A 21308-nucleotide genomic window follows, 5' to 3' on the forward strand; every position below is an offset into this window, starting at 1 on the left:
ATCAACGCTTCTGTTTGAAGTGGATGTGGACGACAATTTCGTGTTCTGGACGGAAAGCGACTACGGCTCGCCGGCATCCGGCAGGTTGCACCGCATGCCCAAAGCGGGCGGCGAGCGCCAGTTGATGGCGCAAGTCGGAGTTCGCCTCCTGCAGTTGCGCGCCGATGGCGCAGGCGGCGCCTATTATGTGGTCACATTCCTCAACATCCTGTCCCACACCACACCCGGCAGCAGCGGCTTTACCACAGACAGCCCCTTTGTCGTCGTGGATTCCTATGCGCTGACGGGTACGCACATCTACTGGGCGGATAGGATCCGCGGCAGGCTGCGCATCAAACGCGCGCCGCGCAGCAATCCCAGCGCAGCGGAGACGCTTGCCGATCGCGGCAATGTCGGCAGTCCACAAGCACCGGTGATCGCTGTGGACTCCGAAAATGTGTACTGGCAAGAAGTGCGCGGTTTCACCGGACCGTTCTACCGTCGCAGGCTTGCCGGCGGAGAACCGGAGCAGATTACCGATACCAGGCAAGGCGCATCGAGCCTGGTCAGTAATGGTCGTTATCTGCTATGGAAGGACGGATCGATTTATCGCCTGCCCGTCAACGCTTCTACCTGGACGCTGGACCTGGGAGTGAGCGGATTGGAAGTCGTGCAGACGATCCAGGGTCCGACGAACGATGTTCCGCTGGTAAGCGGCAAAGAGACGTTCGTGCGCGCTTTTCCGCGCATTCTCAGCAGCGCCCCCAGCAGGACGAGCATCGATATGTGGCCCAATATCCTGCTGTATGGCACACGCGGCGGATCGCCGTTGCCTGGATCGCCCCTCGAACCGCTTCCTGCCATTGGCACTCCCAGGAGTGTCAACGCAGCCGGGCCGGATCGGAGCAACCTCGACAGCGGCGTCTGGTTCCGTTTGCCGGCGTCCTGGACGGAAGGCGCCGTTCAGTTGCGCGCCGTGGTCAATCCGCGCCGCGTGCAGTCCGAGACGAACTACACCAACAACGAGGCGACGCTGAGCGTATCGTTCGTTCGCAAAGCGCCCATCTGCCTGGACATCAAGCCTGTCAGCACCGAACGCGGCGTCACGATCGCGGCATGGCCACGGGATGAAGGAACAAGAAACTTTGTTCAATCCTTCTTCAGGCGCGCCGAACAGTTGCTGCCCACCCACGAGATGCAGGTCTTCATGCGCGGGGGAGACCCGCTGCGCAAGCCACGCTGGTATCTGTTTGAAAGCGATCCGTTTGGTCTCTCGAACACCAACGCCGATAGCGGCTGGATGCTCTTCCTGTTGCACATGGCGACTCTCTTCGACCGAAATCTCTGTCCCGACGGCGGCAAAACCATCCGCACGGTGATGGCGCAGGACTTTCGGAACCGTGAGGTGAACGGCATGGCGCTCTGGAACAACGTACTGTTTTTCACCTTCTGGGAACCCGGAGGCGGCTTCCCGCAGAATGTGCCGGGCGGCGGCGTGACGCTGGCGCACGAGATTGGGCATACCTATGGACGCGGACACGTCAATTGTCCCGTAGGCGTCCCCGACGGCGTGGATGGCGGCTATCCACACCCGCCGTGCCAGATTGGCGCGCCTGGCACATACATTGGCTTTGATAATGGTTCCCTCAGCCCCAATCGAACGCCAGCGCTCCTCCTGCCGGAGAACACCGGCGATCTGATGTCGTATGCGCACTTCGTCCCAAAGCCGCGCTGGACATCGGATTACACCTGGCGAGGCATCTTCAACGAAGTTGGCGCCCGGAGCATGGCGCTTCCTGCCGGGACAACCGATCCGTTGACCACCCAGGCGACGCTCTCCTTCATCGTCACCGGCTTTATCTCCGGGACGGTCGCCGAGATGCGCGAGACCTTCCAGCTTCCCGAACCGCTGCTCAGCCAGGTGACGACGCAGATCAACGCCTCTACGACGGCGAGCGCCGCGTACCATCTGCGGGCGTTCAACGGAACGACACTGCTTGCCAATGAACCATTGCGTATCGTTGAAACCGAATTCGATGGGAACCCCGGCATGCCCGGAGTGACCATCACCGGCTTTTTCCAGCGCCTCGATCTCCCGACGAGACCTACACGCATCGAGGTCGTGCGCGTTTCCGACAACAGTGTTATCGGCGGGTTCGATTCCACGCCGAATCCGCCTTCGGTGACGCTGATCGAGCCAACCGGAAGCAGTTCTGTTGATCGCACCCTGACGATTCGCTGGAACGCCAGCGATCTGGATGGCGGGCTGCTTCACCACATGGTGCGCTACAGCGCCGACAACGGCGCAACATGGACCGTCCTGGGACAAAGCCTGACGAGCACATCGCTCACGGTGGACATCGGCGCCATGCCGGGAGGCGCCGCTGCGCGCGTCCAGATCATTACCACCGACGGGTTGAACACGACCATCGTGACATCTGATCCTTTCGCGGTTGCGCAGCGGAGTCCCGAAGTGGACATTCTGTCAGACGGCGGTCCCTCCTTCGATCCCGGCGATCCTGTGATCCTGCGCAGCCGCGCCTACGACCCTGAAGACGGCTTTTTGAGCGGTGCGCGGTTGCAGTGGCAGGTGAACGGTCCCGTCAGCGCAACCGGCGATGGCAATCAATTGACGCTGCTCAATCTGCCGCCCGGCGCCTACACGATCCGCCTCACGGCTACCGACAGCGATGGAAATACCGGTGAGGCCACCGCGCAGATCAACGTTGCGCCCAAGCGCATCGTTGATGGCGCAGCGCCGGAAGTCGACGGCTACTGCGATGACTCGGCCTACAATGCAGACCCGCATCCCATTTCACTGCGCTACAACGAGGGCACGCCTTCAGCGACCGTCGCGCAGGTGCGTTTTGTGCGTTCGGGCGACTATGTGTATGCCTGTTTCAGTGGGCTGCCGTTAAGTTCAAGCGCTACGGAAGCGGCTATCTTGAAGTTCGATGTTGACAACAGCGCCGATCCGTTCCAGCAGCCGGACGATGTAATCTTTCTGCTGCAACGCGATGGTCTGGCGCTCAGCGGACGTGGCAGTAACAGCGCTGCCACTGTGTTCGACCCGGTGACCGAGGGCATGATCGGCGCGGTCAGCGCCACGGATGTGGGTTGGAGCGCAGAGGTGCGCATTGCGGTCAGTCGATTGGGTGGATGGAACAAACTGGTGCGCATGCTGGTCTTCCACGATCCACGCGCCTTGTGGCCACGCGGCAGTGTGGCATACGAGCCACGACGGTGGGGGCTGACAGCGTTGGGGACGCCGCCCGCCTCCGGTTTTCAGGTCTACCTGCCGCTGATCGCCCGATAGCCTGATCCCACCAACGATGCCGCGCCGATGCCGGTCACGTTGTGCTATTGGGTCTGGTAGGAGTTTTGAGTCATCTGACAGGCGTCGGTGCAACGCAACGCGGGTTGGAACGATATCCATGGGAGAGATGTTGTCGATCAGCGTCTCTCCCGCATCTCCGCAGTCGCTCGTTACTGAAAGAAACTGAAGGAGGATGCACATCTATGAACGTTCGCGTACGCAACTGGAATCCTTTTTCGGCGTTCGTGTCGGGGCTGATTGCAGTGGCAATCGGTCTGGGTATGCTATATCTGGGACAATTGTGGCGCACGCATACGCAACAGCAGATCGCCACAATGGTCAAGGCGCAGGGTACGGTCGTGGAAGTGGTTTCACGCACAAAACTCCAGGATGGAGAACGAAAAACGCTTTTCTACCCGATTGTGGAGTTTCGCACAGCGAACGACGAAGCGGTTCGCTTTGAGGACACCATGGGCAGCAACCCCGCAGCCTATCGCGTGGGTGATACGGTTGAGGTGCTGTACGATCCGCAAACGCCGCAGTCAGCGATGATCGACTCCTGGATGATCTGGCTCCCTTCGACGATTGTGATGGGGGTTGGCGGTTTTATTGCGGTGATGGGCGGTCTCACACTGCTCGACGCGCTCTTAAGGCTGCTTAAACTCGGCGGTCTGCTTGGGTTGCTTGGCATTCTCCTGCTGCGCCGAAGACGTGAGTAGCACATGTAGCGGGCGCTTGTTCACTCAATAGTGTGCAACGTCTGATTGATCGCTCTCTAATTAGAAAGATCAACCAGATATTGGACCATCTCGTACTTGGCGTTGGCTTCGACAGGCTCAGCCAACGCCGGTTGAGCCTGTCGAAACCAACGCCAACCGCTTCACAGGTGCAGGCTCGCTTGTCCAGGAGTTATTGGATCTCCCTCTAAGGGTTAGGGGGCAGGCATCCAGCCCTGTTAGCGAGTCGGTCACTGGCGCTTGCGCCAGCAGGTGCGATACAGGCTCACCTCACCTGATGCGCCGCTGTCGGCGCAAGCGATCGTTCACGCACCAGAAATGCCCACCCCACCGGTTCGAGGACCACGCTCCCATCATCATTCAGGGTCAACACGGCGCGCTCGAAGACCTGTTGCACGCGCCATTCGCCGTCGGCGGCGTATGCCGTCACCTCGTCGCTGAGCGGGAAGCCGAACGTCTGCGTTCCACCATGGCGCTCCCAGTACGCAGCGAAAGCGCCGCGTATTGCGTAAGGCGTCTCCGTGAACCGAAGGCACACCGGCGGCGCGCAATCGTTCTGCGGCGCAGCGCCAACCGGCGCGTAGGATCGTCCAAGCGGCGCCGCCTGCACCAGATACGGCGTATCTGCCCATTCGGGATGCAGTTCGAGCACGGCACGCTCGAATATCTGACGTGTGACCCCATGTTCGACAACGGCGGGCGCCAGCGGCGGACCGAACAGATCGTTGCCGCCGTGCATACGCCAGTGTCGCCAGAGAACCGCCGGTACGACAATACCATTCTCGACCCGATCCTCCGGCGCAGGGAGCAGTTCTTCCACAGCCGCCAGCACCGCCTGAACGCCTGCCAGGTTCTGCTCGAACTCCGGTTCCGTACCGGTGATCAGTTCGGGAATGATTGCGGCAATTCCCAGACCGGCAGCCCAATCGTGCATGCCGCCGGTGATGACGTACTGCTCCCAGAAGCGCGTGTAACGGTAGCCGCTGGCAGCGGCATAGACGTGCGCCATGTCGATGGATGGCGCGTGCTCACAAAATGCAGGAAACACGTTGCCAGCCGCCGAGTGGAGGAATATCGTGCCCCAGGCGTCGAGCAGAAAACTGCGCAGCACACGACTCTCGACCTCCGAGTCAGGGTAGGGTCCGCCGGTGTCGGACACGATGCCATACGCCCCGAACACTGTCACGCGCCAGTCATTATCGGGGCAGGCGTCGAGATTGGTGTTCATGTTGCGGTTGAGATCGACGCCACGCGCGTTGAGTCGTGTCCCGAGCGCCAGTCCATCCGGGTTGATGGTGGGGATGATGTAGAGGCGCACGGCAGGCGGAACCTCGTGCGGGTTGGTGCGGAAATAGTCGGCGAGCATGGTTGCCAGCGCGTGGGTGTTGGCTTCCGGCGCGCCATGCGTATTGCCGACGATTACCAGTTTGATCGGGCCATCGCCGATGCGCAGCGCAGAGATCGGGCGCCCCTGCGCCGACGCGCCGATGGTCAGTTCCGCCACGGACGGTTGGCGCACCGGCGCGGCGTAGAGCGAGATCGGGATCAGACACAGCAGGAGAATGAAGAGGGGGAGAAGGTTGAAGGTTGAAGGTTGAAGGTTGAAGGTTGAAGGTTGAAGGTTGAAGGTTGAAGGTGATTCCACCTTTGTACCTTCAACTTTCGCACCTTTCACTTTCATATGTTTGCACCTCTGCACCTTGAACCATCGCACCGGGAACCTTCGCACCGGGAACCTTCGCACCTGCAACCTGGAACCTTCGCACCTTCCCCGCCTCACCCAAACAACACCTCCACATCCTCGCGCGTGAGCGATTTGAGCATGCTGGCGTCGGCAGTGATCAGTTGCTCAACAAGCTCGCGTTTGCGCTGTTGGAGGTGCAGGATTTTCTCTTCGACCGATTCGCGGGTGATGAGTTTGTAAACAAAAACCGGTTTCTCCTGACCGATGCGGTGGGTGCGGTCGGTTGCCTGCATTTCAACTGCCGGATTCCACCAGGGGTCAACATGGATGACATAGTCGGCAGCGGTCAGATTCAGCCCGACGCCGCCAGCTTTCAGGCTGATCAGGAAGAACGGCAGCGTCTCGTCGTTCTGAAAGCGATCGACCTCTTGCTGGCGCCGACGGGTCTGACCGTCGAGGTAGGCGTACCGGATGGAACGCGCATCGAGCGCTTCGCGGATGAGGGTCAGCATCTGAACGAACTGCGAGAAGACCAGCGCCTTGCGCCCCTCAGCCGCCAGGGTTTCGAGCGTTTCCAGGAGCAACTCGAATTTGCCAGACAAACCGCGGAAGTCGGGGGCGACCAGTTTCGGATGGTTGCAGATCTGGCGCAGGCGCAGCAACCCTTCGAGCACCTTCATGCGCGCATTGTTGATTCCTTCGTTGTCGATCAGCCCTAGCAGCAACGCGCGGTAGTAGTCGCGCTGTTTGACGTACATGCGACGCTGTGCCGGTTCCATCTCGATTTCGAGCAACCGTTCGCTGCGCGGCGGCAATTCTGGCGCCACCTGATCCTTCGTGCGGCGCAGGATGAAGGGGTGGACCATTTTGCGCAAAAACTGCGCCGTCTCCTGGTTCTGCTTCTTTTCGATGGGAGTGACGAACTCCTCACGAAAATAGTCCAGATTGCCAAGCAGTCCAGGGTTGAGGAACGCAAACTGGCTCCACAGTTCGAGCGTCGAGTTTTCAACCGGCGTGCCGGTAAGAACCAGGCGCCGTTCGGCGTTGAGCAGTCGCGCCGCTTTCGCAGTTTCCGTCAGCGGATTCTTGATCGCCTGCGATTCATCGAGAATGACGTAGCGAAAACAGTAGCGCCGCAGCAACTCGATGTCGCGCAGCATGGTACTGTAGGTGGTCAACACCAGATCGTAACGGTCGAACAGCGCCGGATCGCCGATGCGGTCAGTATCGTGGTGAACATAGACGCGCAGATCGGGGGTGAAGGTTGCGGCTTCGCGCTCCCAGTTGAACAACAGCGAACGCGGCATCACGATCAGGCTCGCGGAGCCATCAGGGTGGCGCTCTTCGAGCGATTGCAGAAACGCCAGCGCGCAGACGGTCTTGCCGGTGCCCATGTCGTCCGCCAGGCAGCCGCCGAAACCATGCTCGTTGAGGAAGTGGAGCCACTCATACGCAGCGCGCTGATAGGAGCGCAGTTCGCCGCGGAAACCGCGCGGCAATGGCTGCGTCTGAATGTGCTCGAACGAACGCAAGCGTTCACGACGCCGCTCGAACTCAGCGTCGGTCTGCGCGCGGTCGGCGTCAGCGAGAAGTTGATCGATGAGGGTCAGGTGACTCTGCGACAGGCGCACGCCTGTGTCGGTCTCTTCACCGAGGGCGAACAGGTAGCGATAGCGTTCGAGCCACTCTTCGGGAATCGCGCCGATGGCGCCGTCCGCCAGTTTCAGATACTTCTCGCCGCGACGAATGGCGCGGCGCACCTCCTTGAACGGCGCCTCGAGGTCGCCGAAACAGACGACCGCCTCAAGGTCGAACCAGTCGATGCCGGAACTGATACGAAACGAGATCTGCGGACGATTGCGGTTGACCCGCGCCGTCTTGATCTGGTCTTCGCCGAAAATCTCGAACCCGCGCTGCGTCAGGAGCGGGATGCGGTGCAGCAGAAAATCAAGCGGGTGGACCGTCCTGCGCAGATCGAACCATCCAACGTCGGTGCACTTTTTCAGCCCATATGTGGACGCTCCCAGGTCCTGCAGGAAGACCATTTCCTCTTCGATATAGCGGCGGATGCGTACCAGGGTCATCGTCCCGGGATGTCGCCGGATGATGCGTTGTGGCGGCGATTTGTCCGCCTGCACTTCATAATCGCCGTAGGCGAAGCGCACCTGCGCGCGCAGTGTTCCTTCCACTTCACTCAGGTAAACGCGCGGCGTCGGCGCAACATCAATGTCTTCCCAGCGCAGTAGATCGCCGCTGAGCGGCAACTGCTCCGCTAGCGGCAGCAGATACCGATCGAAGAACTCTTCCTGCTCATTCGGAGGAATCGTCAGGTCGGGGTATTCGATCAGGGCTTCAGCGGCGCCGTCTGGCGCATCAACCGGCAACAGCCATTCACCGACGATCAGCCGGAGCGGTCTACGGATGAAGACTGTAGCATCGCGCGGATCGAGCACAATGTGTTCACCGGCGACGTTCAGGTGTGCTCTGAGGCGGAGCGCGCCTTGATCGCCCTGCTCGACGGACATCTCGACCGATGCTGGCCTGGTGAGCACGCGCACACGGTACTGAAACGGATTGTCCTGTTCGCCGATATAGACGAGTTGATCGGCGAGCAGCGGGAGTATCGGATCATAGACAGCGCTTCGATCATTGCCAAACAAGTAGGAAATGTAGGGCGCACTGTTGTTGGTGACCACGATCATATTGACGGCATTGATCGTTTCCACAGCGACGCCCGGATAGGAAGCCCGATTGATGCGTGATGAGATCGGGCGCGCCTCGCTCGACAGGTTCAACGACGTGATGGCTTCCGCCAGCGCCTCGGGGTCGCGCAGCGCTTCAGAAGGAAGGGAGCGGTGTGCAATCGCATAGGGAACGATTGTCCATGAGGAATTGCTGCGCTGCACACTGAACACAACGCAGGCATGATGAACAGTCGGCGCGCGCTGCGGTTGCACTTCGACTATTTTGCCGATCACAGCGCGCCACAGGCTTGGAGGACGCTCGATCAGGTAATCGCGGAGCGCCAGCAGCGCCGCCACGCGGTGTCGGCAGAGCGTCCAGTAGTGGCGCTGCGGGCATGTACAACTGGCAAAGATCTGATGGTTGTGCATGCGAACAGTGACCTGGTGCGCCACGCCCAGCGACTCGAAGACGCTAATCTGTGCGTTTTGCGCATCCACATAATCGATGATAACCTGCCCGCGCTTGACGTACTGTTCTCCCTGCCGAACGACGGATTGCGAAGCCGACTGAAACAGCCGATCACTATTCAGTATATCGGCGGAAAGGACATTCAACATTGGCAGTGTTTTTCCCGAGATTGATACTGATATTGCGGGTCAGCGCACACCCGGCAGGACGACGCCCTCGAATGCGGGTACAGGGAATTGGAGCGACAGCGCTGACAGATGCGTATTATATCATGGCGCTTTTTCATCAGACTCTTATCCTGCGTGCAACTCCGCAAACGTGTGTCCCCCTTGCAGTGATGGTATAATGCCCGTTGCGCGTCCGGCGGGATGCACTGGAGGCGCGCCGAAGTCCGGCAATCTACTGATATACGATACGCGGAGTTGCACTATGAGCACACGTTCGCAGCGTGGTCGAGCGGTTCAGACGAAGAAAAGCGGCGGCGCTTCCCGCGCACTCTACGTGGTGATGGGCGCTGCTGTTCTGCTGGTGATTGCAATTGCCGCAACGGTTACGCTGCAGAACCGGCAGCCTGCGGCGACTCCCGGGCGCGAACCGGCGCGCCCGATGGCGAATGTTCCCACGGGGGTGGACGACAATGGCTTTTTCTTCAAAGGGAATGCCAACGCGCCGGTTGTCGTGACCGAATTCTCGGATTTCCAGTGCCCCGGCTGCGCCTATTACGCAACTGTGTTGTCTTCGCAGTTCGAGCAGGAATATATTGCGACCGGCAAAGTCAAATTCGTGTACCATGAGTACCCGTTGAGCGGGCACGTGAACGGCGCCCCTGCCGCATATGCAGCACGTTGCGCGGGTGAACAGGGCGCCGACAAATACTGGGCAATGCACGATTACCTCTTCACCAACCAGCGCCAGTGGAGCCCTCAACCAGACCCCAGGGCGCAATTTGTCGCCTATGCGCGCCAGATCGGTCTCGATGCCGCTGCATTCGAGCAGTGCTACGCCAGCAATCGCTTCCGCGACGCTATCAACCAGGCAAAAGCAGCGGGTGATGCGTTGCGCCTGCCGGGAACTCCATCATTCGCTGTGAATGGTCAACTGGTCGATACCACCGGCGCGACCAGTGTGGAAGAAATCTACGCCCGCATGCGTCAGGCGGTCGATGCGGCGCTTGGGGGGCGGTAGGAACGTTGAAAGTTGAGTGTTGAAGGTTACAGGTGGCAGGTTAACGCACCCGAATCCTTGATACTCATGTGCGGTCATTTATACAAGACTGCCGGGGAGCACAGCGGGGCGCCGGGGTGCTGCGGGCGAAAGCCCTCGCTGAAGACGCGGTTCGACTGCGCGCACCGCACGTGCAAGCCCCGCCGGGGCTGCTGGCGCCACTGCGCAGTCCTACGTTCACGACACGGACTGCTGGTGCGCGTTGCGAACCGGGCGCTCGAACATCCTGTCTGACTGACCGCACGTTAGTATGAGGTCTGTGCTGAGAGCGCAAGCCTGAAGCAAGAGGCGTTGAACTACGTCCATCGCTCCACGACACAACTCAGACGATTGTCGCCCAGGGGCATGTCGCTCTATTGACATCCCCTCGCCGCATGGCTATAATGCCGGGGTCTAACGCCTGCCCCGCGTCTGTGCGGGCGGCGTGTAAAACGATTGTCGTGGCACGCAACAGAGAGATACCATCGTGCGTAACCGGGATATCTACTCGCTCATTTTCATCCTGCTGATCGCCGGCATCGCGCTGTCGATCGTCTTTGCGCCCGAAGGACGCTGGCTGTTCAACCGCGACGTCAGCATTCGCCTGGGTCTCGACCTGCGCGGCGGCACACAGGTGCTGCTCCGTGCGGCTGAACCGGTCGAGCGCAGCGTTATGCAGACAGCGGCCGGCGTCATCGAGCGCCGCATCAACGGTCTCGGCGTGGCCGAGTCGGTCGTCCAGTTGTCGGGAAATGACCGGATCATCGTCGAGATACCAGGCATTGCCAACCCTGAACAGGCGATTGAAACGTTGCGCGGCACTGGGAAGCTGGAGTTCATCGACACCAAAGGCGAATTCCTTTCTCCGGGCGCCATCGTGCGCACCACCGGCAGCCCCAATCCGATTGCGCTGCGCCCCACAACACCGGTCACCGACACGGAGTCGATCACTTCGACTGAAACGATATCGCCGACGGTTCCAGAAGGTCCGATCTACGAGAGCATTACCGACGGCAAGGACCTGGATCTGAACTCGGTGCAGCCGCCGCAGATCGCCGGTCAGAGTCTGCAAAACCAGTTTGCTGTGCCTTTCGCATTCACCGGCGAGTCGGCGCGCCGACTGGAGCAGTTCACCGCCGCCAACATCCAGCGCCCGATGTGTATCGTGCTCGACAATCAGGTGTTCAGTTGCCCGATCGTCCAGGCGGCGCTGGTCGGGGGGCGCGGTGAAATTACGACCAGTACGCGCCAGGACGCCGAGCAGATCTACACGCAACTCAAGTTTGGCGCCTTGCCGGTGCCGCTTCAGGTCGAATCGAGTCGGACAGTCTCAGCGTCACTGGGGCAAGGGTCGGTCGATGCGAGCATTGTGGCAGGCGTTGTCGGTCTGGCGACGGTGGCGCTGTTTATGATTCTGTTCTATCGGTTGCCAGGCGTGCTGGCGACAGTGGCGCTGTTGCTCTATACGCTGATCAGTTTTGCGCTCTACCAGTTGATACCGGTGACATTGACGCTGCCGGGCATTGCGGGTTTCATTCTCTCGATCGGTGTGGCAGTCGATGCAAATGTGCTGATCTTTGCGCGCTTGAAGGAAGAGTTGCGCCGTGGCAAGTCGCTGAATGCGTCGATTGACGCCGCCTTCGTCGAAGCCTGGCCCGCCATTCGCGACTCAAGCGTGGCGACGCTGATTACGTGCACCATCCTGTTCATGTTCGGCAATACCTTCGGCGTCAGCCTGATCAAGGGGTTCGCCCTGACGCTCGGGCTTGGTATTCTGCTAAGTCTGTTCACGTCCATGGTGGTGACGCGCACGTTTCTGCATACGATCAATCCGCTGCCATTTGCGCAGAATCCCTGGCTGTACGAACTGAAGGATGCGCCGGGAATGCGCCATGCCCGTGAGGCGGCATAGCCTGATGATTTCAAGAGAGACGTATGGATAAACTTGTCAAACTGCGCTACTGGTGGTTCGCACTATCGATGCTGATCATCCTTCCCGGCCTTGTCTCACTGGCGATCGTCGGGTTGCGCCTGGGTATCGACTTCAGCGGCGGTGCGCTGTGGGATCTGCAGTTCGTCGAGCGCACGCCTGGCCAACTCGATACTGAGCGGATTCGCGCGATTTTTGCCACCCATGGGTTTGAGGGGGCGCTGGTACAGTTGACCGAGTCGCAGGTCGATGGGCGCACGGTCGCCAGCGCTGTGGTGCGCACCCGTTCCCTGAGCGAAACCGACCCGGAGTCGCAGCGCCAGCAGGTGCTGCGCGCACTCAGCGCCGAGTATGGCCAGGTGAATCAACAGGCATTGCAGACGGTCGGCGCCACGGTGAGCGCCGAGTCAACCCGTAGCGCGGTCATTGCCGTGATCGCGGCATGTGTAGTCATTCTGATCTATCTGACGCTCGCCTTTCGCCGGGCGCCGCATCCGGTGCGCTACGGCGTCTGCGCCATCCTGGCAATGATCCACGATGTGCTGCTGGTGCTGGGTGTCGCCTCGATCCTGGGCATCACCATCGGGCTGGAGGTGGACGCGCTGTTTCTGACTGCGCTGCTGACCGTCATCAGTTTCTCAGTGCATGACACGATTGTGGTCTTCGACCGCATCCGCGAAAATCTGATCAACCGGCGCCCCGCCGAAACTTTCGATGATATCGTCAATCACAGCATTGTGCAGACGTTGCCGCGCTCGGTGAATACGCAGTTGACCACCTTTTTCACCCTGGTAGCGCTGCTGCTCTTCGGCGGCGAGAGTATCCGCAATCTGGTGCTGATCCTGTTGATCGGGCTGATCAGCGGCACGTATTCGTCGATCTTCAACGCTGCGCAATTGCTGGTGGTGTGGGAGAACCGCGAGTGGAACCGCTGGTTCCGCCGCAGCGCCCCACCGGGCGCCGAAGCGCCTGTGGCGTAGTATTCCACGTCCGCGTTCTGGGGTCAGGTCCGCACCGGAAGCGCCTGTGACCCTCGCTTCTGCCACTTATTCATTTCGTCACATAGTACGTCCGCCACTGGTGTGGAGCGTCCGGCGGCGAATCATCATGGATGCCAAGGATGTGCGCTCCTGCTGCCTTCAACCGGGCAGTCACGCGCTGTCCTGGCAGGGGATGCACTTCGTGGGGATAGAGTTTGAGGCGGCGGTATAGGATCGCCGGAGGCACGCCGACCGTTCGCAGCAGCGCATACGCACGACGGCGCGGCTGCAAACGATAAATGGGATGGATCGAATCTAGCACGGTGAAGACCAGCAAGCCCCCCGGTCGCATTACCCGCACGAAATCGGCAACATAGCCGAGCGCACTGGTCTGGTCGGGCACGTGCTGCAGCACGCCCCATGCATGGACCATATCGCAACTGTTCGATGCAATCGGCAACGTTGTACTGGCGCTGACGACAAAATGCGCCAGGCTGAGGTCAGCGTGGAGTTGGCGGGCTTTGACGATCAGGCTCTCGGCAATATCGATACCGATGTAGTGCTCGAAATGAACGCGGAAGGCAGGCGCAAGCCGGCCAACGCCGCAACCGAAATCGAGCACGGTTGACCAGCGCTTTGGACGCTCAAATTGCGCAATCTGTTAACCAGGCAGGCAACCTGTTCGTCGCCGGTCTGTAGAAACGCCTCGACGTCCCACCCATCAAAACGGTTCGTGCCGGTCATTCCCCAGAACGGGTCGAGCTGGCCAAGGTCTTCCCACTGACGTTTGTTTGCCTGAAGACTCTTTGTTGTCATTGAACTGCTCCTTCGATAGTGTTAGTGTTACAGGCAGCATAGATTGGAACACGCTCGCCGTACAGGGAATAGTATCCATGTACTTCCGGGGAAAGATACACTGAGTCCTGCAAGCGATAGGAGCGAAGCCGCCAGCATGCGAAGATAACGGTCGCACGGGAAGCGAAGGATGACGACACGCTGCCAGCGCACGACCGCCCCACACGACCGCCAGCGTAGGGGCCGCCCCTTGTGGGCGTCCTACACGACCGCCGCCGACAGGTGTTCTACCCCGCCTGCAACGGCAGATTCGGCTGCACATCGAGATCCCAGCCATCCTGTTTGCTGGCGTCGAAGCGGTAAAAGGCGGCAGCGCCGATCATGGCGGCATTATCGGTGCAGAGGGCGATTGGCGGGACGCGCACCGGAACCGGTGAACGGCGGCGCAGTTCTTCGCGCAGGCGGAGGTTGGCTGCCACGCCGCCTGCCAGCAGCACTTCGGTTGCGCCGAAGGCGCGCGCCGCCTCGACTGTCTTGGTCACCAGCACATCGACGACCGACTCCTGGAATGCGCGCGCCAGACGCGCTACGATGGCCGGTGGAAGGGGAGGCGGGTTAGCGGCTGCGGGTGCGCCACGTTTGCCGGCGCCAGGCTGAAGCGCCGCTTCACGCGCCCGATACTCGCGGATCTGGTGCAACACCGCGGTTTTCAAGCCGCTGAACGAAAAATCGTAGCTGTCGCGCAGCCAGGCGCGCGGCAAGGTGACGCCGCCGGGCGCGTTTTCAGCCGCCTGTTGAATGGCAGGACCACCGGGGAAGCCAAGCCCCAGCAACCGCGCAACCTTATCGAATGCCTCGCCCGCCGCGTCATCGCGCGTCTGCCCAAGCATACGGTAGCGACCGTGCCCTTCGAGCAGCGCCAGCAGCGTATGCCCGCCGCTGACGACCAGCGCAACAACGGGAAACTGCGGTTCGGGCGCATCAGGTTGCGCATCGGTCAGCAGCCAGTTTGCGTAGATGTGCGCTTCGATATGGTTGACCCCAACGAATGGCAGTTCACGGATCCAGGCAATCGCCTTGGCAACATTCAGCCCGGTCATCAGCGCGCCCGCCAGCCCAGGACCGTAGGTGGCTGCAACGGCATGAATGTCGTTCCATCCACCCGGGAGCAGGCGCAACGCATCGTGCAACACAGCATCGATCGTCAGAATATGCTGGCGCGACGCAACTTCGGGAACAACGCCGCCATAGCGGCGGTGCTCATCGATCTGCGACGCCACGACATTCGAGATGATCGTGCGACCGCCGCGAATGACCGCCGCCGCCGTTTCATCGCACGATGTTTCGATTGCCAGAATGGTGACATTCGTGTCCATACCCGGTATTGTACCATTACCTTGACATGCCGGTTGCCAGAACGGTATAATGAGGCTGGTTTAGGAATGCCTAAATATGCCAAGGCTATGCCACTGTCAGAGCACACCGAGTCCGTCCAGGATTATTTGAAGACCATCTTCGACCTCCAGCGCGAGCACGGGCGTGTGGCGACCAACGCGATTGCCGAGCGCCTGGGCAATTCGCCCGCATCAGTGACCGGCATGATCAAAAAACTGGCTGCGCTCAACCTGGTGGAGTACGAACCGTACCAGGGTGTCGTGCTGACTCCAGCGGGCGAAAAGATCGCGCTGGAAGTCATCCGCCACCATCGCCTGATCGAGCGTTACCTCGCCGAGGCGTTAGGCGTGCCGTGGGATCAGGTGCATGCCGAAGCGGAGAAGTGGGAGCACGTGTTGTCGGAGGACCTGGAGGACCGGATCGATGCACTCCTCGGCTACCCGACGACCGACCCGCACGGTGCGCCGATCCCGAAGCGCGATGGTACAATGCCACCACCCCACACCACCCGCCTGAGCGACCTGCAAACCGGTCAATCGGCGACGGTTGCCGAGGTGAGCGACCACGACCCGGCGATGCTGCGTTACTTTGCGGAACTTGGTTTACGTCCCGGCGTCGATGTGACCATCGTAGCGGTGGCGCCGTTCGGCGGACCGCTGACCGTGCGGCTGGACGATGTCGAGCATGCCGTAGGGCGTGAGGTGGCGGGGTATGTGGCGGTGTGCGATGTGACGCCGACGGGCGGGGAGTAAGTCAGCCGCGGGAATTCGAAGCACTCTTACGCTTTGACAGGAGTGCCGCATCGCTTGGACTGCCATGCCGCGCCTCCTCTAGTAACCCTTGCGGCCCGGTCGCGCGTTCTGTGAGCTGCGGGCTAAAGCTCTCGCTCAGTACGTAGAAGCCCCGAAGGGGCTTGCACGATCTCAGCCAGGGCTTCAGCCCGCAGCGCCCCGGCTCAGGACAAGTAAGCCCCGAAGGGGCTTGCACGATCTCAGTCGCCCCACCGTTAACGTCGACAGGCTCAGGCAACGATGGAGTCGCTGAGCATCCCGCGGAGCAATCAATCGGACGTTGCCTAATCTCGCACACATTGACCGACTTGCAGCCAGCGTTGGCTGAGCCTGTCGAAGCCAACGCCAGCCACGAAGCGGGATTCCATCAGGGGTTAATGCTCTATCAGTGCAACCCCTTGTCCAGTGCGTCAAGAACGAGTCTGTCACCGCCAAAATGCGCGAATATTCGCCGGGCGTCGCGGTCGCTCCAGGCATCGCATTCGTGCGTGGAAGGAGGACAGGGATTGCCGCGTAACTGCTTGAAGTCGAGCGATTTCGGGTTGGCGCCTGTCTCCAGATAGCGTACCAGGTCGTCGATGCGCTCATTGACCAGGATACAGCGGTCAGGCGGGAGATTGCTGACGTCGCGCTCAAATTTTGGGCTGAAAACGATGCGTTCAGAAGGGGAGGGATGAAGTCGCTCCTGATATATCTCTTTTTTCTCCTGACTCCAGATGACCTCACCCCACGGCGATAGCGCGACATCGCTGTTTACTCGCATTATCAACGTTTCGGGCAGTTCGCTGATCTCATTATGAGATACCGGCAGATTGAGGCTCAGGCGTCGTATAGTCACCAGGTGGTTTTGTACCGTTTCGGTGGCGGCCATGCGCAGCGGCAGGCGCGGAATGCGCAGCAATTCTTTTTGCGACTCAAAAACGTAGATGACTTCATCAGCATAGAAGGGCGCCAGCGACTGCAGGAAACCCTGGACACTTTTGAAGCCTCCGGTCAGGTTGAAGATGATACGGTAATGCTGCCTATAGCCAGAAAGATTTTCATCAAGCCATCTGACGAGGTCAGCCAGTGCCAGCTGGAAACCGCTCAACTCTGCAGTTTGCAGGTCTTTCTGGCGGTACAGTATGACTTGCTGACATCCCTGGCGTCGAAGATACTGCTCTACGATGCGGGCAGCCTCTTCACCAAGCCATGTGTCGGTACAAAGCAAAATATGAACGTCTTGTTTGGGAAACGGCTGGTTGTTGTACAATTGCACCAGTGCGTTCAGTTCAGCAGACGTGCGCGCTATATCGGGCAGAGGCGCGTTTTCCGCTTTCTGGCGCACGTCATTGATGAGATATTCGATTTGTTGCACGACCTCAGATGCTAAATCATCGCGTTGTTTCACATTTGAGTGCTTTGTCACCAACCGGCGTTCTCCCTCAGAACGTCCGTTGGTAAGCAGGCTCGTGCCGCAGGTGGAGAGAATAAGGTTGTTAAGGTTGGGTCTTTTGGACATGAGAACCTCCCCTCATTCCTGGCTTCCCTCGATAGATGCACGCAAATCCTGGTACCAGGGTTTCTGTTCTAGATTCTTGATTTTTATTGCGCGAGCGTGCTCAATCATCGCGCGCGCTGCAGCAGGGCGAATGGCATCAGGTAACCCTCGCCAGCGCTGGATCAGATTGGGCAGTGATCCAGCGTTGCTCGCCCTAAGCGCCATTTCAAAATCGCGTGGCAACTGTGGGGTTGTGGGAGCGGTCGTTTCGGCGCTGGCAGGTGCAGCGGCGCTTTGTGTCGCAGGTCCATCGCTGCGCTCCAGATCCATGCGCCCGTAACCGGCGGATGTTTTCCCACCGATGCCCAACGTGTCGAGCGCCCGGGCGAGGATGTTCCAGGCAGTGTCAACCCATGCCTGTGGTCCTGTCAGTGCGACCAGGAAACTGCCGGTTGCGCTAACGAAACTGATCGGCGTCGGGCTGTCCCAATCGGCAGGCGCTTCAGGCGGATTCTGCTGATAGTACTTCGGATGATGCACCGTCAATACATCGGGAAGCAATGGTTGCGTCCAGTTATTCCTTCCCATAGCCCGGTAGCCGCTTCCCGGAACATAGAGCGCGTCAAAAAATGTGACATAGCCTGCGCTGCGGGTGGAACCGAACAGGATTTCGTGCGCTGTGTACGGAGCGTCGTCAGGAACCTTCAGCGGCGGTTTGCGCCAGGTGTCGCCATCGAGATACTGATGGGCATAGGCCGCCGCCAGTCCTTTCAGGGCGCTGCCGGGAAGGTAGGGCACACCATAGGTGCGGTGCAGGGTGATGGCGTTTTCCAGCACGCTCTCCGCGCCTAATCCTACCACAATGCGCCCGCGCGCCTTTGCTCTTCCGCTGCGCAATGCAAACCCTTCAGGCAGCGACAAGTTCGCCAGCGCCTGGCGCCAGCGCTCGAAGAAGCGCCGGTAGCCCTGCGGCTCGTCGAGCTGGACTGCCGTTGCAATATGTTCACTATGTGGATGTCGCCCGCGTGGTTGCTCGTCCTGGCGCAACTGCTCGGGTAGAAAGCGCTCCAGCCACAGGCCCGGATGCGTGCTTCCGCGAATGGCCCTCAGATCCCTCAGGCGCTGACGAAGAGAATGCTCTGGCATCGTTTGACGGTCTCCTTACGTTATTCGGCCTCTGTCCCCGCTTCGACCTTCAGTTCCGATTGAGCAAAGCGTTTGAACCAAAGCAATGCCTGAAGCGCGGCTTCGGTCAGGCGCAGATACTCTTCAAAATCGGCTTCACGGCTGCGAGTGACCAGATTGGCGCCTTCGGCAAGTGCGCCATTTGTACGAAGCACTGCTTCGAGATCGGCAAGTAACTGTTGCTGTGGCGTGCCCTCTTTATTGCGCGCGCGAACGAATGCCAGCGCCTGCGCCAGACCAGAGGTGCGGATGAGCACCGGCAGTTTGTGCGCCAGTGAACCGTATGCCTTGCGTTCCTGTTCGGGCTTATTGATCAGCGGCTGGATCTGTTGATATACTGCCTGCGCATAGCGTTGCTCGCGGGTCATAAAGCGTTCTTCGGTCATTGTGCTCCTCCCGCCATCTGGAACCGGCAGAGACCCCGCCCAACCGTCGCCTTGCCGCCGAACTGGAAGACCCTTCCGTTGAAGGAATTGAGATCGACGAATGCCTGCTGCGCTCTATATTCGCAAATGGTCTGCGCAAAGATGACCCCGTACAGCAGTGTCTCCGCCGGCAGCGCCTCTTCGTACCAGAGCGCGCCTTCTGCAACCGTTTTGCTGTCTTCCTGCAGCCGGATCCGCGCGACCACCTCGGTTGCCGTTGTGAGCAGAAAGCTGAGCACATCGTCGTGGACGATGCAGAGCCGTTCCCCCAGCATAGCGCGTTCATCATCACTGGCAAACGCAAGATTGCCGATCCGCATTGCCCATGCGCTGACGTCATCATGCCGTTCAGCGCTAAGGTCAAGGTCTTCCAGAACAACGAGATTGCCGTTGCTGTAGAGGATCGCGTCGCCACTGATGAGCGCCTGTTGTCGATGGGAAGGAACCGGCAGCGCGCCAAGCGGTGTCAGACCGGTTTCTGCAGCGTCGCGGATCAGGCGGCGCAGCAGGTATGGCGATGTCACCCAGGCAAATGTGCCCCGCAGGCTGCGGATCGGCAGCAACAGCAGGCGCGCATCGGCGAACTGCGCGGCGCTGGCATGCTCTGCGGCATTGCTCGTATCGGGACCGAACAGGTTTTTGACAGCGCCATTCTTACCGCCAGTCTGCATACTGTCACGCAAGACCCCTTTGACCGATGAGCCGGGCAGGTAGGGGATGCCGGTGGCCTTTTCACGGGCAATCGGCAGATCAATGACGCCGACGCCCTGCCCCGTACCGGCGTGGAGAGGCGAGAGGGCATGCACAAAGTACAGACGCGCGTTTGCCATATGGGTGCTCCTCAAAGTGTATCAAGAAATGCCCGCAGCACATCGGGCTTACCATTCAGTGGCGGAAAACTCGCCTCTGTCGCTGTCAGAGGTTGCGTATCAATACCGCCCGATTGATTGGCGCCTTCAAGCTTCAATCCTCGGGGCGGCAGGGAGGGCGCGCTTAATACGAGCGCCATGCTGACGAAGCCTCCATCAGCGCACGCCAGCGGGCGCAGGATCAGGCGGCTGGCAAGACGATCATGATGGTCTCCCTGAAGGATCGTCTGGGGCGGATCAATCTTGCTGCCTCTTGGTTGGTCCACGCCATTCTTGAACTGGAACACGATCGGCAGCCCAAAGGCGGCGCGGGGAAATTTGTTCGTTCGCCGTCGATTGGGTGGCGCTGGCTGAGCGTGACGTCCACGGAAACCGTTGGGAAAGCGCCAGCGGATCTCATCAGGTTCGGGCCAGTGGCTTCGTCCAAACGGTTTGCCTTGAGCATTATCATGTCGCTTCTGACGAAACTTGCGCATTTGTTCAATCGGATAATACCAGGCAATGAGCGCCGGCAACCAGTTATCAACCTGCGCCTTCAGACATCCGCTGTCAATGAGAAGTTTGCGCATTTTCTCCTCGAAGTTCTTCTGAAACGTCTCGATGTTTGTATTCTTCCCGATGGTCGGCAGGGGCTTTCGATCCAGCAGCGGCACATCTCCGGGACCATTGCCTGGCTGCACGAAGCGCTCCAAATGGTCATGCAACCATTGCTGGACGGTCTGTTCATCACTGTTCGATGGCAGCCAGGGTCCGGCGCCCTGGACGCCTTCGACATGATGGCAAAAAACCGCCCCGAAACCCCGGCGGGTGCGCGCCCCGATGCCGCCGAACGTCTCCCACGCCCAGAGGGCGGCGATGACCTGATCACGCCATATCTGCTCTGCGGGCAGGGTGATAGCCAGTTGAAACTCGACGCCGAACACCAGACCGCCTGGCGCCGGTCCGCCAGAGGCCTCACGGAGAGGGAAAGCCGCGTAGCTTATTGGCGATCTGATCGGGTCGCCGAAGAAGAAACCGTTATTTCCACCCGCTTTTGTAAGAGGCTCTCCTCGTGTGACGTTGCGCACCTCAATCTGAACCAGCGACGGGCGGCTCGTAGAACCCCAGATGGCATCTTCGTCTTGCTTCATAGCGGCCAGACCCTTGAGTTCGTACCGTCCCCCCTGGGTTGCGCGCCACCAGAAGCGGAGCTGGCCACGGATTTCACTGGCGCGCACCACGCTTATGGGATCGGCGTGCTGTGGTTCGACCCCGCCGCCGAACAAGGGAGTGATGATCTTGTAGGAGCGAATATGCACCTGTGGCGCAGCGCCACGGATCTGGAACCCAGGCAGTTGGATATCAGGTGGTTTTCGCGTCATCGGGCGTTCTCCTGTGCCATTGACA

General features: G+C 60.1%; 15 protein-coding genes. 6 read left to right on the forward strand and 9 right to left on the reverse strand.

What is annotated here, in order from left to right; genetic code table 11:
- Positions 1-25 precede the first annotated feature (25 nt).
- Positions 26-3295 carry an Ig-like domain-containing protein gene (locus AC3EA7_RS13115; protein WP_488614508.1) on the forward strand — a complete coding sequence of 1090 codons (3270 nt, stop codon included), beginning with the start codon at positions 26-28 and terminating at the stop codon, positions 3293-3295.
- A gap of 203 nt (positions 3296-3498) precedes the next feature.
- Complete coding sequence (locus AC3EA7_RS13120) at positions 3499-4014, forward strand: DUF3592 domain-containing protein (RefSeq protein ID WP_488614509.1); 516 nt, start codon at positions 3499-3501, stop codon at positions 4012-4014.
- A 283-nt stretch (positions 4015-4297) separates the two neighbouring features.
- Here AC3EA7_RS13120 and AC3EA7_RS13125 read toward each other — a convergent pair whose 3' ends face one another.
- Complete coding sequence (locus AC3EA7_RS13125; RefSeq protein ID WP_488614510.1) at positions 4298-5677, reverse strand: M14 family metallopeptidase; 1380 nt, start codon at positions 5675-5677, stop codon at positions 4298-4300.
- Positions 5678-5808: 131 nt separating this feature from the next.
- Positions 5809-9018 carry an SNF2-related protein gene (locus AC3EA7_RS13130; protein ID WP_488614511.1) on the reverse strand — a complete coding sequence of 1070 codons (3210 nt, stop codon included), beginning with the start codon at positions 9016-9018 and terminating at the stop codon, positions 5809-5811.
- Positions 9019-9298: 280 nt separating this feature from the next.
- Here AC3EA7_RS13130 and AC3EA7_RS13135 point away from each other — a divergent pair, with 280 nt between their 5' ends.
- The 3 genes from AC3EA7_RS13135 (at position 9299) to secF (ending at position 12982) form a co-directional block, all read left to right on the forward strand.
- Positions 9299-10054, forward strand: coding sequence for a DsbA family protein (locus AC3EA7_RS13135; RefSeq protein ID WP_488614512.1), 756 nt, complete (start codon positions 9299-9301; stop codon positions 10052-10054).
- A gap of 505 nt (positions 10055-10559) precedes the next feature.
- On the forward strand, positions 10560-11984 hold the full coding sequence (gene secD / locus AC3EA7_RS13140) for a protein translocase subunit SecD (protein ID WP_488614513.1): 1425 nt from the start codon (positions 10560-10562) through the stop codon (positions 11982-11984).
- Positions 11985-12007: 23 nt separating this feature from the next.
- Positions 12008-12982 carry a protein translocase subunit SecF gene (gene secF / locus AC3EA7_RS13145; protein ID WP_488614514.1) on the forward strand — a complete coding sequence of 325 codons (975 nt, stop codon included), beginning with the start codon at positions 12008-12010 and terminating at the stop codon, positions 12980-12982.
- A 70-nt stretch (positions 12983-13052) separates the two neighbouring features.
- On the opposite strand, the gene AC3EA7_RS13150 is transcribed toward secF, so the two are convergent.
- Positions 13053-13604, reverse strand: coding sequence for a class I SAM-dependent methyltransferase (locus AC3EA7_RS13150; protein ID WP_488614515.1), 552 nt, complete (start codon positions 13602-13604; stop codon positions 13053-13055).
- Positions 13605-14064: 460 nt separating this feature from the next.
- Entirely contained in the window at positions 14065-15153 is a 1089-nt protein-coding gene (gene tsaD / locus AC3EA7_RS13155; RefSeq protein WP_488614516.1) for a tRNA (adenosine(37)-N6)-threonylcarbamoyltransferase complex transferase subunit TsaD, read from the reverse strand.
- An 87-nt stretch (positions 15154-15240) separates the two neighbouring features.
- Between tsaD and AC3EA7_RS13160 the strand changes: the two genes are divergently transcribed.
- Positions 15241-15924 (forward strand): metal-dependent transcriptional regulator, encoded by a 684-nt coding sequence (locus AC3EA7_RS13160; protein ID WP_488614517.1) that lies wholly within the window; start codon positions 15241-15243, stop codon positions 15922-15924.
- A gap of 424 nt (positions 15925-16348) precedes the next feature.
- On the opposite strand, the gene AC3EA7_RS13165 is transcribed toward AC3EA7_RS13160, so the two are convergent.
- Genes AC3EA7_RS13165 through cmr1 form a run of 5 tightly spaced genes read right to left on the reverse strand, consistent with a single transcriptional unit; the run spans position 16349 to position 21283 of the window.
- Positions 16349-17464 (reverse strand): putative CRISPR-associated protein, encoded by a 1116-nt coding sequence (locus tag AC3EA7_RS13165; protein ID WP_488614518.1) that lies wholly within the window; start codon positions 17462-17464, stop codon positions 16349-16351.
- Positions 17465-17476: 12 nt separating this feature from the next.
- Positions 17477-18589 (reverse strand): type III-B CRISPR module RAMP protein Cmr6, encoded by a 1113-nt coding sequence (cmr6, locus tag AC3EA7_RS13170; RefSeq protein ID WP_488614519.1) that lies wholly within the window; start codon positions 18587-18589, stop codon positions 17477-17479.
- A gap of 20 nt (positions 18590-18609) precedes the next feature.
- On the reverse strand, positions 18610-19014 hold the full coding sequence (gene cmr5 / locus AC3EA7_RS13175; RefSeq protein WP_488614520.1) for a type III-B CRISPR module-associated protein Cmr5: 405 nt from the start codon (positions 19012-19014) through the stop codon (positions 18610-18612).
- Complete coding sequence (gene cmr4, locus AC3EA7_RS13180) at positions 19011-19883, reverse strand: type III-B CRISPR module RAMP protein Cmr4 (protein WP_488614521.1); 873 nt, start codon at positions 19881-19883, stop codon at positions 19011-19013. The genes cmr5 and cmr4 overlap by 4 nt, the downstream gene beginning before the upstream one ends.
- Positions 19884-19894: 11 nt before the next feature.
- Complete coding sequence (gene cmr1, locus AC3EA7_RS13185) at positions 19895-21283, reverse strand: type III-B CRISPR module RAMP protein Cmr1 (RefSeq protein ID WP_488614522.1); 1389 nt, start codon at positions 21281-21283, stop codon at positions 19895-19897.
- Between the last annotated feature and the right edge of the window lie 25 nt (positions 21284-21308).

The sequence above is a fragment of the Roseiflexus sp. genome (assembly GCF_057785375.1).